The following is a 13807-nucleotide window of genomic DNA, read 5'->3' as shown; positions in this document are numbered from 1 at the left end:
CCGAATTGCCGCGGGCGGCGGATGCGGGAGAGGGTGGGCCGGTGCCCAAGTGGGTAGGACGCGCGACGGTGGTGAACGGCCGTGCACGGACGGCTGCGAAACCTCCGATGACGCTCGACGGGCTGACACTGCCCGACGCGCCGTCGTTGCTCGTCGACGTCAAGGGTGTCGTCATGCAGGCGAACCCCGCCGCCGTGGAGCTCGCGGCCGTGCAGGGCGCCGACGACCTCGTCGGGCACCCGCTCGGTGAGCTGCTGCTCGGCGACCAGTCCGACCTGAGGCTGCTGCGCGGCGACGGCACCGAACTTCCGGTGCGCGTGGCCAGGCACGCCGTTCCCGGCACGGGTCTGCAGGCCGTGCTGCTGATCGACGTCTCCGACCTGTCCGCCGCGGCGGACGCGCTGCGCGACGAGCAGCGCCGGTTGCGCAAGGTCCAGCGGGTCGCGGAGCTGGGCTCGTGGGAGTACGACCCGGAGACCGGTCTGACCATCTGGTCGGACACCCACTACGAACTTCTCGGCGTCGAACGCGGCACGGTCGTCCCCGGCGCGCAGGCCGTGCTGGACGTCGTGCACCCGGACGACTACGCCATGGTCGAGTCGTACTGGCAGGGCCGTGAGATCACCGGCGACCCCATCGACATCGAGTACCGGATCGTGCGCCCGGACGGCCAGCTGCGGTGGATCCGCGGTGTCGCCGAGGCGCGGCTGACCGACGCCGGCCAGCTGGACAAGATCACCGGGTACATCCGCGACATCACCGAGTCCAAGCGCGCGGCCATCGAGCTCGCGCAGGAACGCCGGCGGCTGCTGGAGGCGCAGCGCATCGCCCGCATCGGCAGCTGGGCGTACGAGACGGGCACACGGGCCGTGCACCGCAGTGAAGTGCTGATGGAGATGTACGCCGAGCTCGGCATGACACCCGACGACGACCTGCTCAGCGGTGTCCACCCGGCCGACAAGGAGCTCGTCAAGAACCTGCGGCACCAGTTGCTGCACGCCCAGGACGACGAGCCCGTCGAGGTCGAGGTCCGCAGTGAGATGGGCGAGCGCGTCTACATGTGCCGGGCCAGGGCGGAGATCGACTCGTCCGGCCGCATCGAGCGCTACCACGGCACGATCCAGGACGTCACCGAGGCCCGCGAGCTCGAACGCCAGATGCGTGAGGACCGCCGAAGACTGGCGGACGCGCAGCAGGCCGCTCGCCTCGGCATGTGGGAGTGGAACCCCGCCACCGGCGAGGTCGTGTGGTCGGACATGCTGCGCGAGCTCTACGGCATTCCGGCGGACGTCGTCGGCAGCTACCAGTACTACCTCGACCTCGTGCACCCCGAGGACCGCGGCTGGGTCGACGACCTGTGGCGCCAGCTCGCCGTGGACGAGGTCGCCGTGCAGTGCGAGCACCGGGTGGTCCGCGGCGACGGCACGACCCGGATCTTCCGCTGCCACGGCATGATCGTCCGCGATCCGCAGGGCGCGCAGCTGGCCGTCGGCACCGCGCAGGACGTCACCGAGCAGCGCGCGGCCGAGGCCCGCATGAAGCGTTCCTCGCAGCGCTTCACCGACCTGGTCTCCGTGACGCCGGTCGGCATCGGCCTGTTCGACGAGGCCGAGCGCCTGGTCGACGCCAACGACGCGTTGTGCGACCTGCTGGGCATGGAACTGGAGCAGCTGCGCGGCATGACCGCCGAGCAGCTCACCCATCCCGAGGACACCTCGCCCGGCCTGCAGTGGGCCGCCGAACGCACGCAGAAGATCCCGCAGCGCATCCTCGTGCGTCCCGACGGCGAGAAGGTCTACTGCGAGCTGCACATCGCGTTGTCCGTGCAGGACGACGGCCGCCGCTTCTGGCTCATCGTGTTCCTCGACATCACCGAACGCCGCCGGACCGCCGAGGCGTTGCGGCACCAGGCGACGCACGACGAGCTGACCGGCCTGCCGAACCGCGCGCTGGTCAAGGAGATGCTCGGCAAGCTGCTGGACGGTCCCGGCCGGTCCAAGGTCGCCGTGTTCTTCTGCGACATCGACAACTTCAAGCGCGTCAACGACTCCCTGGGCCACGACGCGGGCGACGAGCTGCTGGTGGCGCTGGCGCGCCGGCTCGAAGGCGGCCTTCCCGACGGCTGCACGGCCGCGCGGTTGTCCGGCGACGAGTACGTGATCATCTGCGAGGACATCGACGCGGTCGGCGGTGTCGACGCGCTGGCCACGCGGGTCGCCTCGTTGCTGCGGACCGCCGTTCCGGTGCACGGGCAGCTGGTCCGGGTCTCGGCCTCGATCGGCGCGGCCGTGCCCAACGGTTCCCGGGCCAACGGAGCGGACCTCCTGCGGTTCGCCGACGCCGCCATGTTCGAGGCGAAGCGCAACGGTGCGGGGCGGGTGTCGCTGGCCTCCGCCGCGTTGATCGCCTCCGCGGACCGCCAGGTGCACCTCGAAGGCCAGCTGCGGGACGCGTTGCAGCACGACGGACTGGCGTTGCACTTCCAGCCGGTCGTGGGCGTCGACGGCGCCGTGCTGACCGCCGAGGCACTGGTGCGCTGGCCGCACCCGGACCGCGGGCTGCTGCCGCCGGACGTGTTCCTGCCCGTCGCCGAACAGGGCGATCTGATGCGCGAGCTCGACCGCTGGGTGCTGCGGACCGCGTTGCGCGAGGCCGCCACCTGGCCCGCGCCCGACGGTCGTCCGGTGTCGGTGGCGGTGAACCTGGCCGGTCTGGTGCCGGGCGATCCCGAGTTCGTCGACATCGTGTCGACCGCGATCCTCGAGTCCGGCGTGCCGTGGGACCGCGTGGTCCTGGAGCTGGTCGAGACGGCGTTGGTCGACCTGCCGTCACGGGTGCGGCAGTCGATGGACGAGCTGGTGCAGCGCGGCGTGCAGTTCGCCGTGGACGACTTCGGCACCGGCTACTCGTCGCTGGCGCGCCTGAAGGACCTGCCGGCGCAGATCATCAAGGTGGACCGGCGGTTCGTCTCCGGCGTGGGCAACGACTCCTCGGACTTCGCCGTCGCGCGTGCGGTCGTGGACATGGCGCGGGCGATGGGGCGCAAGTGCGTGGCCGAGGGTGTCGAGACGGCCACGCAGTTCCACGTGCTGCGCGGGGTCGGCGTGGACGCGTACCAGGGCTGGTTGTTCTCGCGTCCGGTGCCGCCCAAGGAGTTCCGCGCCGTGCTAGCCCTCGGGCCGCTCCACATACCGCGCGCTGGCTGAGATCTCCGGCAGCAGCGCCGCGATCCGGTGCTTCGGCAGGTCGATCAACCGCAGTTCGAGGTCCTCGGACGAGACCGCGGCGTTGTCGACGATCTCCGCTGCCTGCTTCTTGGTCAGCACGCCCTGCGACGCCGTGATCAACGCCTCGCGCCACACGTTGCGCAGCTTGCCGTGCGCCTTCATGAGGACCTCGCGGACCGTGCGGTCGCCCAGCGACAGCGTTCCGGTCAGCACCTGGTCGGCGACGACGATCGTGGTCTTGCCGTCCGGGTTGTTGCGCAGGAACTTCAGCTTGAACCGGGTGTGCACCAGCTCCTGCAGCTCCTTCTGCCCCGCCTCCGACGACACGGCCGGATGGTTGTTCGGCACCAGGCACGCCAGCCGGGCCGGGCTCGACGCCAGCAGGGTGCGCAGCAACCACGGTCCAGGGTCCGCCGACAGGTCGACCGCCAGTGACGCGGCGCCCTTGCCGACGGGCTCCGCCCAACCGGCCGCGCGCGGCTTCGGCGGTGGCGAGGACTCCGGGCGCGGCGCCAGTTCCGACAGCGCGGCAAGCGCTTCCCGCGACGGCCCGGACGACTCCACGGACTGCGCGCCGTGCGTGTAGATCCGCGTGCCACCGGACACCGCGCGCCGGCCCGTGGGGCGGCAGACGTACAGATCGGCGGCCGACCCGATGGCCTGGGCGCCGTCGAACCGGTGGAACGCGGGCAGGATCGCCTCGAACACCAGCCCGAGCTTCTGCAGCTCCTGCTGGACCTTCAGCCCCAGCGCGGGCGTGCGGTCGGAGAAGCCGTAGGCCAGCAGCACCCGCCCGTCGGCGATGTCGCCGAGGGCCTCGACCGCCCGTCCGGCGAAGAGCCCCATGCCCTCCGGCGTGTAGGGCGGGTCGCTGAAGACGAGGTCGAAGGACTCCAGAACCGACGTGGGCAGCCCGAAACGCATGTCGCAGTGCAACGTCCGGATGTCCAGGTCCCTTGCGGCGGCACGTGAGTCGATGAACTCCAGCAGCCGTTCGTCCAGATCCACGACCGTGATCGACACGTTCGGGTTCACGGCGGCGACGGCGAGTGACGTCAGGTCGTGGTCGCCGAGACACAGCAGACGCTTGCCCGCGAGGTCGTACGTCGAGTCCAGCCACACCGCGCGGTTCAGCGCCGTCTCCGCGGTGGCCTGCACGTGGTCCAACGAGGACAACGGCGGTGGGACGTCGGCGATGTCGACGAGGATCTGCCGCAGCACGTCGGTGTGGTCGCGAACACCCGAGATGCCGAAGGCGTCCCGGTAGGCGGCCACCTTGCCGGGTGCGATGCGGTAACGATCGTCTGAAGATTCCATGTCGTCGCCGAGCGCCTTGAGCAGGTCCTGGACCGTGCGGCGGGGGACCGCGGGCAGGCGCACGAGCTCGGCCAGCGGGTGCCAGTCCTCGCTGAGCAGGGACAACACCTCGCGGAGCTTGCGGGCGTGCACGCCGCGCTCCGCCACCAACTGCCGAACCTGGTCGATCGTCACAAGCGGTAGACCATACGGCCTGTCAGATGGTGGAACGCTGTGCCGGGGTACGCCGAACGAGTTAAGGTCTTTCAGATCTACATCCAGGGCGGCCCGAATCGGGGAGGCCGTCACGACCGGAGGGATCCGAAGGGTGATCGAGTTCCGGGCCGTCACCAAGCGGTTCGAGGACGGGACCATCGCTGTCGACGAGCTCGACCTCGCGGTCGAGGCGGGCACCATCACGGTGTTCGTCGGTCCTTCCGGCTGCGGCAAGACGACGTCGCTGCGCATGGTCAACCGCATGATCGACCCCACGTCCGGCACGATCCTGGTGGACGGCAAGGACGTCCTCAGCGTGGATCCGCCGACGTTGCGGCGCGGCATCGGCTACGTGATCCAGCAGGCGGGGCTCTTCCCGCACCGCACCGTCCTGGACAACGTCGCCACCGTGCCGCTGCTGTCCGGTTGGGACAGACGCAAGGCCCGCACGCGCGCGGCGGAGCTGCTGGAGATCGTCGGCCTCGACCCCGCGTTCGGCAAGCGCTACCCGGCGCAGCTCAGCGGTGGTCAGCAGCAACGCGTGGGCGTCGCGCGCGCGTTGGCCGCCGACCCGCCGGTGCTGCTGATGGACGAGCCGTTCAGCGCCGTCGACCCGGTCGTGCGCGAGGACCTGCAGAACGAACTCCTTCGCCTGCAAGCGGAACTCGACAAGACGATCGTCTTCGTCACGCACGACATCGACGAGGCGCTCAAGCTCGGCGAGCGCGTCGCCGTGTTCCAGACGGGTGGCCACCTCGCCCAGTACGCGCGGCCGACCGAGCTGCTGGCCGCGCCGGCCAACGACTTCGTGGCCTCGTTCGTCGGCAGGGACCGCGGCTACCGCACGCTCACGTTCCTGCACGCCGACGTGCCCGTGCGTCCCGTCGCCACGGCCAAGCTCGGCGAGCGCGTCGTGGTCGACGACTGGACGCTCGTCGTCGACGACCAGGACCGGCCGAGGGGCTGGCTGTCCGGTGTGGACGGTGAGGTCGAGGTGCGCGAGCAGGACCTCATCTCCGGCGGCTCGCTCTACGACGGCAGCACGTTGCGCGGCGCGCTCGACGCCGCGCTCAGCTCGCCGTCCGCGCTCGGCGTGGCGGTCGACGAGAACGGCGCGGTGATCGGCGTCGTGCAGGCCGACGACGTGATCAAGGCGCTCGCGAAGGCCCGCGCGGCGGGTGAGGTCCCGAAGTGACCTGGATTTTCGAGAACTGGGCCAGGTTCTGGGAAGTCACCGAGGTGCACCTCCGGCTCTCCGCGGTGCCGGTGCTGGTCGGGTTCGTGCTGTCGATCCCGCTCGGCTGGCTCGCGAGCCGGTCCGCCACGGCCCGCGCGATCCTCTTCCCGCTGGCCAACATCCTGTTCACGATCCCGTCCATCGCGCTGATCGTGATCACCCCGGTGCTGATCGGCGTGAAGATCCTCGACGAGATCAACGTCATCGTGCCGCTGACGATCTACACGATCGCGCTGATGGTCCGCTCGGTCTCCGACGCGCTGTCGTCGGTGCCGGGCCACGTGACCGCCGCCGCGAACGCGATGGGCTACCGGCCGTTGCGCCGGTTCCTGACGGTCGACTTCCCGCTGGCGTTGCCCGTCACGATCGCGGGCCTGCGGGTCGCGGCCGTGTCGAACATCAGCATGGTGAGCGTCGGCGCGCTCGTCGGCCTCGGCGGCTACGGCCAGCTCTTCACCGAGGGCTACCAGACCGACAACTCCGCGAAGGTCTTCGCGGGTCTCATCGGGACGGTCGTGCTGGCGGTGCTCGCGGACGGTCTGCTGTTGCTGCTCGGACGAGTGCTCACGCCGTGGGCGAGGGCGGGGAGGTGAGCTGATGGGCGGCTGGCTCTTCGACCCCGCGCACTGGTCCGGTCCGACCGGAATTCCGGTGCGGCTGCTGGAACACCTCGGCTACACGCTGGTGACGTTGCTGATCGCCGCGGTGATCGCGATCCCGCTCGGCGCGTTCGTCGGCCACACCGGCAAGGGCGGCTTCGTCGTCGTCGGACTCTCCAACGCGCTGCGGGCGTTGCCGACGACGGCCGTGCTGATCCTCGTCGTGCTGTGGGCGGGCCTCGGCGACTTCCCGGTGTACGTCGCCCTGGTGCTGCTGGCGATCCCGCCGATCATGGCCGGCACCTACGCGGGCATCCGCGCCGTCGACCCGGTGGCGGTCGACGCGGCACGGGGCGTCGGCATGCGCGAGTCGGGCGTGCTGCTGAACGTGGAGATCCCGAACGCGCTTCCGTTGATCTACGGCGGTTTCCGCGGCGCCGCACTGCAAGTGGTCGCGACCGCCACCATCGCCGCCTACACCGGCGCCGGTGGTCTCGGCAGGCTCGTCTTCGACGGCCTCGCCCTGCAGGAGTTCGGACAGATGCTCGCCGGCGCGGTGCTCGTGGCACTGCTCGCCGTTCTCGTCGACCTGGGGTTCGCCGGCCTGCAACGGCTGACGGTCTCGCCAGGGCTGCGTCCAGTGGGAACCGGAGGAAAGAGATGAAGCGCATTGCCACGGCTGTCGCTGCCGTGATGCTTCTGTCGGCGTGCGGCGGTGACCCGCTGTCGGGAGGCAGCAACAACCCGGCCCCGACGGACACCATCGTGGTGGGTTCCGCCAACTTCCCGGAGTCGACCGTGCTCGCCGAGATCTACGCGCAAGCGTTGGCGGCCAAGGGCATCAAGGTCTCCAAGAAGCTGAACATCGGCAACCGCGAGCTGTACTTCAAGGGCGTGCAGGACGGCTCGATCGACCTGATCCCCGAGTACACCGGCGTGCTTCTCAAGTACGTCAACAAGGAGGCGACCGAGGTCGGCCCCGACGAGGTCTACACGGCCCTGAAGAAGTCGCTGCCGCAGGGCCTCACCGTGCTGGAGAAGTCCGCCGCTGAGGACAAGGACGCGGTCGTCGTCACCAAGCAGATCGCCGCGCAGTACAGCCTCAAGACGATCGAGGACCTCTCGCCGTACTGCAAGGACCTCGTCTTCGGCGGCCCGCCGGAGTTCCAGAACCGCCCCGACGGCCTGCCCGGCCTGAAGGCGAAGTACAACTGCGAGTTCAAGCAGTTCAAGGCACTCGACGTCGGCGGCCCGGTGACCGTGGCCGGCCTTAAGGACAACGCCGTGCAGGCGGCCGACCTCTTCACGACGGACGCCGCCATCAAGGCCAACGAGTTCGTGGTGCTGGAAGACCCGAAGAACGTCTTCGCCGCGCAGAACGTGTTGCCGCTCATCAACGAGAAGAAGGCGTCGCAGCAGGTCCGCGACACCCTCAACGCCATCTCGAAGAAGCTCGACACGAAGGTGCTGCTGGACCTCAACCAGAAGCTCGCGTCCCCGGACAAGCCGGAGCCCGAGAAGGTCGCCAAGGAATGGCTCGCCTCCGCGGGCATCTGACGTCACCGGAAAGGGGGCGGGCACCTTCGGGTGTCCGCCCCGTTCTCGTTTCACCGCAACAGATCGGTGACGCGGGCGCTCAGGGTGACGGTGGTGAGCCGGTCGGTGAAGCCGAGCGAGTGATTGATCCGCCGCATGTGCTCGTTCGTGCTGTTCGTCTTGGTCTCGATGATCTCGATACCGGTCAGGTCGTGCAGCATCCGTGCCTTGATCAGTCGGCCCAGGCCCTTGCCGCGATGGGCGGAGAGCACGCCGGTGTGCTGTTGGAGGCCAACGGAAGGCCGCGCGAGGCTGCGATGCATCACCGTCACCGCGGAGGCCTCGGTGCCGTGCAGCGCGAGGACGACATGCACGTCGACACCGCCGGCCAACAGCTGGTCCTCTTCCTGCCGCACCCGTTCCCGCGTGAACGTGGCCAGCTCGATCGTGCTGTCGCCCATGGGCTGGTCGGCCCACGTGTTGAGCGCGTCGACGTAGGCGTCGAGCAGCGACTCCGGAGCCCGTCCCGTCCACTGCGCCAGGTGGTACCCGGACGGAACCTCACCGACCTCGGGAAGCGGGTCCGCGAGGACGAGATCCTGCAAGGTGAGCGAGCTGACCACGGTGAAACCTCGGCGGGCGGCCCATCGCGCGCCCTCGCTGTCCGCGGGAATCCACGAGGCCGTGGCCGTGTCGCGGTTCGCCAGGCGGAGGGAGTGCCGGAGCAACGCGGTGCCGATGCCCCGGCCCCGCCACCGCTCGCCCACGATGATGTTGCCCGCGACCAGGTGCGTGCTGTCGGCTTCCGACACGAATCTGTGCGCATATCCGACGATGTGGCCGTTCTCCCGCGCGACCGCGAACCGCGGGCGACCCCAGCTGCCGTCGGGCATCAGATGACGGCGCACCCACCCGCTGAAGTCGGGTAGCTGACGTGGTGGCATGGCGGCCGTCCACCAGGCCATCTGAAGGTCGAAGAGCGCGCGCTGGTCGGCTTCGGCCGCACTGGCGAGGTCGAGTTCCTCGACGTCGATTTCCCCCATGCGCCCTATGAAACCAGGCGGTGCCGCAGGTCAGCGACTTGCGCTTGTACGGCGACGTACGTGTCGATGTCCGTGTAGCCGAGCGAGTGGTTCACGCGGAGCATGTGCTCGTTCTCGCTGCTCGTGCGCGTATAGATCTCTTCGACGCCGGTCAGGTTGTGCAGCATCCGTGCCTTGATCAGCCGGCCCAGTCCCTTGCCGCGATGCGCCGGCAGCACGGCCGTGTGCAGCTGCGTCGCCACGGCCGGCACCGCAGGGTCCAGCTCGACCACCGTGACACCGGCGGCTTCGCCTTCGTGCAGCAGGAGAACGACCCACCGGTCAGCCGTGTCCTGCCGCACGCTTTCGACCGTGTTGAACGCGTGGTCGAGGGCAGTTTCACCGAACGGCGCGTCCGCGACCGCGTTGAGCCCCTTGACGTACGCCTCGACGAACTCCTCTGGCACCGTGCCTCTCCACGTGGCCAGTTCATATCCGGATGGCAGCTCGGCGACCTCTGGCAGCGCGGCGAGCGCCAGCCGTTGAGTCGTCATGGAGGTGACGATCCGGAACCCGCGGGCGGTGGCGAACCGCTCGCCCTCATCGCCTTTGGTGAGGCCCCATGACTCGACGATCGTTCGCCCGTTCAGCAAGGAGGGCACCGCGCGGAGCAACGCCGTGCCGATGCCCTGGCGGCGATGTTCCGGTCGTACCACGACGATGATCAGGCCGAGGTCTGCGTTCTGCTCCGCCTCCGAGACCTTCGCCCTGGCGTAGCCGACGATCTGGCCTGCCTCCCGTGCCACCGCGAACCGTGAAGGCCCGAAGCCGAGCTCGTCGCGTGCCGAGCAAGCGGCGGCGAAGGCGTCGTACGGCACCACTGGCACCGCGGTCCAGGCTGCCCGGACGTCGAACAGGCCGCGCCTGTCGTCTTCCGATGCCTGCGCGAAATCGAGCTCCTCGACTGTTACCCCCATGCACGCTATGCAAGCAGGCGGTGGCGTTCCGTCCAAGCGGCGATCTCGGCCGCGATCTCCTTCGGCCGATCCTCCGTCGCGTGGTGCCCGGCCTCGCCGACAGCGACCACGTCCAGCGCGGCGATGTTCTCCTCGCACCAGGCCTGCAGCGCAGGTCCGATCAGCAACGTCGGCGAACCCTCGAACGTCAGCAGCAGCTTCGGCACGTCTGAAGACGAACCAAGCCACGCGTCGTAGGCCTCGATGCGCGGGATGAGCTCGGCCGGTGAGCCGTCGAACGGCATCTGCTTGGCCCACGCGAGCACCGGCCGTCGGCCCACCACATCAGCGAACGGCGCCAGATAGGCCGCCAGGTCCTCGTCCGAGACGGGCGACAGAACACCACCGGTGTACGCCTGCCGCACGAACGCGTCGTCGTCCAGCGCCGATGCCACGCGGAACCTGCGCAGCCGTTCCTGGGCGGGCAGCGGCAGCTCGGAGCCGGTCATCGGCTTCACGATCGTCTCGAAGAAGGCCACACCCGCGACACGCGAGGGGTGGCGGGCGGCCCAGTCGAACGCCAGCGCGCCGCCCCAGTCGTGGCCCACGAGCACCACGCGGTCCAGGCCGAGGGCGTCGAACCACGCGTCGAGGTAGCGGGCGTGGTCGGCGAACGAGTAGGCGATGTCCGGCTTGCCCGAGCGGCCCATGCCGATCAGGTCCGGCGCCAGACCTCCCAGCTCGGGCAGCACGTGCCGCCAGGCGTGCGACGAGCTGGGGTTGCCGTGCAGGAACACGATCGGCGCGGAGCCGGACCGCTCGTAGTGCATGGTCGAGTCGAGGACGGGAACAACGGGCATGGCGGGAACTCCGTCAGTCGAGGGGAACGGCGAGCAGTGCGGTCAGCTCGCGGGAGAAATCAGCAGGGTCGCCGAGGGGCGCCAGCAACCGGTCCAGCAACGCGCTGACAAGAGCCACGGCGGGCTCGACCACCGAACGGCCTTGTGGGGTCAGTGCCAGCCGCACGGTCCGTGTGTCGACCTTGTCGCGTGCGCGCTCGATCAGCCCCGAGGATTCGAGCGCGCGCGCCAGCTTCGAGACGTACAGCGGTTCGAGGCCCGTGTGGTCCGCCAGCTCGCGTTGTGACGGGCGGTCCAGGCCGAGCAACGACGACAGCACGACGTACTGCGCGTGCGTCAGCCCGAGGGGGTCCAACGCGCGGTCAACGGCCGTGCGCCACTTCATCGCCAGACGCCACACGAGGTGCCCAGGCGTCGCTTCTGCACTGCTCATGGCAGATACAGTACATGGCTACTATGTACATGGCTACTGATTTGGTGCTGCGTGACCGCCGATTCGAGCCGTCAGCTCCTCGGCCGCCTTGCGCACCTCCTTGGCGAGGTCCGGCCACGTCTGGCCGCACGGCGTGTCGCAGACGTGCCGGAACGTCAGCGTGATGGCCGCGATCGGGCGCTCGCCGTGGTCGAACACCGGTGCCGCGACGGACGCGAAGCCCACGGTCACGAAACCGTCCTCGACCGCCCAGCCCTGACGCCGCTCGGTGGTCAGCAACCGGCGCAGCGCCGGCAGGTTGTGCGGGCCCCGCCCGGTCCGGTCGACGAACGACGCCACGGACGGGAACAAGGCCCTGACCTGCGCCGGAGGTACGTGCGCCAGCATCGCGCGCCCCGAGGCCGTGAGGTGGGCGGGCAGCCGCACGCCGACGTCGGACACGATCGTCTGCGGCTGCCGTGGCTGCTCACGCACCAGATAGAGCGCCTCGGCCCCGTGCAGCACGCCCAGCTGCGCGACCTTCTCCATCCGGTCGGCGAGCTTGCGCAGCAACGGGCGGGCCAGCCGTTCCAGCGGGTCGTGCCGCAGGTAGGCGGAGCCGAGCTCGAAGGACGCGACGCCCAGGCCGTACCGCTTCTCCTCGGGGAAGTGCGTCGCGAAGCCGGCCTCGGTCAGTTCCGACAGCAGGTGGTAGGTCGTTGACCTGGGCAGATTCAGCTCGCGCGCCACCGATGCCGCGGAGACCGGGCCGGGTCTGCCCGCCAGCAACCGCAGCACCGCGAGTCCGCGTCGCAGTGCGGGAACGTCACTGCTGCTGCCCACGACGGTGATTTTCCCATGTGATGCAGCCCACGCCGTTCGTCCATCAGTGCACACTCAACAGAACAGGCCACAGGTGCGTTGGAGTGGCGTGACGGTTTTGAAGGGGGTCGGGATTGACACCGAGTTTCGATGACTTCGTGGCAGAACAGGTGACCCCGTTGCTGCGCTACGCCACCGTGCTCACGTGTGACCCGCACCTGGCCCAGGACGTGGTCCAGGAAGTGCTGCTGCGTGCGCAGCAGAAGTGGGATCGCATCGGTTCAGTCGACCTCCCTCACGCCTACGTCAAGCGCATGGTGACCAACGAGTACCTCTCGTGGCGCCGCCGCAGGGCCGCCAAGGACGTGGCCCTCTGCATGACGACGCTGGAGTCCGTCACACCGCCCGTCGGTGACACCACGCACCACTACGACGAGCGGGAAGCCATGTTGCAGCGGATCGCCAAGCTGCCCCGCAAACAGCGGGCCGCGATCGTGCTCCGCTACTACGAGAACTACGAGGACTCGGAGATCGCACAGATGCTCGGTTGTGCCGAGGGAACCGTGCGCAGCCACATCTCACGTGCGCTGGCCACACTCCGCCTGGACCACACGCCGGAACCCGCTGGTGTCGGGTTGCGGCTCGGGGAGGGCCTGTCGTGAACGACACCGAACAGCTCATCACGGAGGCGCTCGGCAAGCTGGCCGAACGCACCCCGCATCCGGGGCCGACGCTCAACGCCCTGCGCCGCAAGCGCAAGAGGCACCGCAACGTGTTCATGATCGCCGCCGTCGGGGTCGCCGCCGTCAGCGCGCTGATCTTCGCCGGCGTCATCGCCAGCGACCGGTACGCGCCGCCGAGTGGCAACGACGCGGCCGCCGCGCTCGTGCCGAACAGCGGCAACGCGCTCAAGTACGCGCCGCACTGGCTGCCGGACGGTTTCGTCGAGGGCCACCGCAGCGTGGAGAACGGTCAGGTCGTGCGCACGTGGGTGCCCGCGGGCGCCGCGGAGAACATCGTTCGCGGCAGCGGCCCGTCGATCTCGGTCGCCGGCGGTTCCCTCCAGCTCGACACCGCCGGGTGGGAGGACGTGACGGTCCGCGGCCTGAAGGGTCGTCTGCAGCTGGTCGGCCAGGCCGCCACCGTCGAGTGGAAGGCGCAGGAGACGCTGGTCGTCACCGTGAACGCCGTGGCCGACCTGCGGGAGACGGCGTTGCGCGTCGCCGATTCCGTGCGGGCCGACGCGAAGGCCGTGTACCAGCCGGTGTTCCGGGTGAACGGCAAGCAGGCGTCCGAGATGGGCGGCAACGGGCCCGCGGACTGGTTCGCGCAGGTCAACCTGCAGCCCGTTCGGGTGAAGGTGTCACCGCGGGCCCCGCAGGCCGACGGCACGCGGACGCCGGTCACCGTTCGCGGCAAGCAGGGCTTCGTCGTGGACGACACCGTCGCGGTGCAGGACGGGGACGTCTGGATCAGCGCGACCGGCGGCGCGCCGGTCGCCGAGCTGGTCTCGACCATCGACAAGGTCGAGCTCGTGCCGTCTCCCGACACGAGCTGGCTCGGCAGGTAGACCGTCTGGCATTCCAGACACGCATCCGCGCTCCGGGGTCGCTGAGTCGGCCCC

At 69.6% G+C, this 13807-nt stretch carries 13 protein-coding genes; 7 read left to right on the top strand and 6 right to left on the bottom strand.

The annotated features are described in order from the left end of the window. The first annotated feature begins 41 nt into the window (after positions 1-41). Complete coding sequence (locus tag ACWEIJ_RS00860; RefSeq protein WP_449835140.1) at positions 42-3206, top strand: EAL domain-containing protein; 3165 nt, start codon at positions 42-44, stop codon at positions 3204-3206. On the opposite strand, the gene ACWEIJ_RS00855 is transcribed toward ACWEIJ_RS00860, so the two are convergent. Next, positions 3168-4718, bottom strand: a complete 1551-nt coding sequence (locus tag ACWEIJ_RS00855; RefSeq protein ID WP_449835139.1) for a bis-aminopropyl spermidine synthase family protein — start codon at positions 4716-4718, stop codon at positions 3168-3170. The genes ACWEIJ_RS00860 and ACWEIJ_RS00855 overlap by 39 nt on opposite strands. 133 nt (positions 4719-4851) lie before the next feature. Between ACWEIJ_RS00855 and ACWEIJ_RS00850 the strand changes: the two genes are divergently transcribed. The 4 genes from ACWEIJ_RS00850 to ACWEIJ_RS00835 are packed head-to-tail and all read left to right on the top strand — an operon-like array spanning position 4852 to position 8132. Continuing rightward, the gene (locus tag ACWEIJ_RS00850; protein ID WP_449835138.1) at positions 4852-5934 is read left to right on the top strand and encodes an ABC transporter ATP-binding protein; all 1083 of its coding nucleotides are present in this window, start codon (positions 4852-4854) and stop codon (positions 5932-5934) included. Continuing rightward, positions 5931-6569 carry an ABC transporter permease gene (locus ACWEIJ_RS00845; protein WP_449835137.1) on the top strand — a complete coding sequence of 213 codons (639 nt, stop codon included), beginning with the start codon at positions 5931-5933 and terminating at the stop codon, positions 6567-6569. The genes ACWEIJ_RS00850 and ACWEIJ_RS00845 overlap by 4 nt, the downstream gene beginning before the upstream one ends. A 4-nt stretch (positions 6570-6573) precedes the next feature. Next, complete coding sequence (locus tag ACWEIJ_RS00840) at positions 6574-7239, top strand: ABC transporter permease (protein WP_449835136.1); 666 nt, start codon at positions 6574-6576, stop codon at positions 7237-7239. Further along, on the top strand, positions 7236-8132 hold the full coding sequence (locus ACWEIJ_RS00835) for a glycine betaine ABC transporter substrate-binding protein (protein WP_449835135.1): 897 nt from the start codon (positions 7236-7238) through the stop codon (positions 8130-8132). Before ACWEIJ_RS00840 ends, ACWEIJ_RS00835 begins: the two co-directional genes overlap by 4 nt. Positions 8133-8182: 50 nt before the next feature. Here ACWEIJ_RS00835 and ACWEIJ_RS00830 read toward each other — a convergent pair whose 3' ends face one another. The 5 genes from ACWEIJ_RS00830 to ACWEIJ_RS00810 are packed head-to-tail and all read right to left on the bottom strand — an operon-like array spanning position 8183 to position 12204. Next, complete coding sequence (locus ACWEIJ_RS00830) at positions 8183-9154, bottom strand: GNAT family N-acetyltransferase (protein WP_449835134.1); 972 nt, start codon at positions 9152-9154, stop codon at positions 8183-8185. 5 nt (positions 9155-9159) lie between these two features. Then, positions 9160-10110: a GNAT family N-acetyltransferase gene (locus tag ACWEIJ_RS00825; RefSeq protein WP_449835133.1), complete on the bottom strand. Its 951-nt coding sequence runs from the start codon at positions 10108-10110 to the stop codon at positions 9160-9162. A gap of 5 nt (positions 10111-10115) precedes the next feature. After that, entirely contained in the window at positions 10116-10949 is an 834-nt protein-coding gene (locus tag ACWEIJ_RS00820) for a haloalkane dehalogenase (protein WP_449835132.1), read from the bottom strand. Between the two features lie 13 nt (positions 10950-10962). After that, positions 10963-11382 carry a MarR family winged helix-turn-helix transcriptional regulator gene (locus tag ACWEIJ_RS00815; RefSeq protein WP_449835131.1) on the bottom strand — a complete coding sequence of 140 codons (420 nt, stop codon included), beginning with the start codon at positions 11380-11382 and terminating at the stop codon, positions 10963-10965. 33 nt (positions 11383-11415) lie between these two features. Further along, positions 11416-12204 carry an IclR family transcriptional regulator gene (locus ACWEIJ_RS00810; protein ID WP_449835130.1) on the bottom strand — a complete coding sequence of 263 codons (789 nt, stop codon included), beginning with the start codon at positions 12202-12204 and terminating at the stop codon, positions 11416-11418. A 113-nt stretch (positions 12205-12317) separates the two neighbouring features. On the opposite strand from ACWEIJ_RS00810, the gene ACWEIJ_RS00805 reads away from it, so the two are divergent. Further along, positions 12318-12845, top strand: coding sequence for a SigE family RNA polymerase sigma factor (locus ACWEIJ_RS00805; RefSeq protein ID WP_045312154.1), 528 nt, complete (start codon positions 12318-12320; stop codon positions 12843-12845). Further along, the gene (locus ACWEIJ_RS00800) at positions 12842-13753 is read left to right on the top strand and encodes a hypothetical protein (protein ID WP_449835129.1); all 912 of its coding nucleotides are present in this window, start codon (positions 12842-12844) and stop codon (positions 13751-13753) included. The genes ACWEIJ_RS00805 and ACWEIJ_RS00800 overlap by 4 nt, the downstream gene beginning before the upstream one ends. Positions 13754-13807: the final 54 nt, after the last annotated feature.

This window comes from Lentzea sp. NPDC004789 (assembly GCF_053601075.1).
This window is presented reverse-complemented; position numbering and strand designations above follow the sequence as displayed.

Bases quoted from the DNA above. Each gene is read 5' to 3' on its own strand.
- ACWEIJ_RS00815 (WP_449835131.1), bottom strand. From the start codon at position 11,382: ATGAGCAGTGCAGAAGCGACGCCTGGGCACCTCGTGTGGCGTCTGGCG.
- ACWEIJ_RS00825 (WP_449835133.1), bottom strand. From the start codon at position 10,110: ATGGGGGTAACAGTCGAGGAGCTCGATTTCGCGCAGGCATCGGAAGAC.
- ACWEIJ_RS00830 (WP_449835134.1), bottom strand. From the start codon at position 9,154: ATGGGGGAAATCGACGTCGAGGAACTCGACCTCGCCAGTGCGGCCGAA.
- ACWEIJ_RS00820 (WP_449835132.1), bottom strand. From the start codon at position 10,949: ATGCCCGTTGTTCCCGTCCTCGACTCGACCATGCACTACGAGCGGTCC.
- ACWEIJ_RS00840 (WP_449835136.1), top strand. From the start codon at position 6,574: ATGGGCGGCTGGCTCTTCGACCCCGCGCACTGGTCCGGTCCGACCGGA.
- ACWEIJ_RS00835 (WP_449835135.1), top strand. From the start codon at position 7,236: ATGAAGCGCATTGCCACGGCTGTCGCTGCCGTGATGCTTCTGTCGGCG.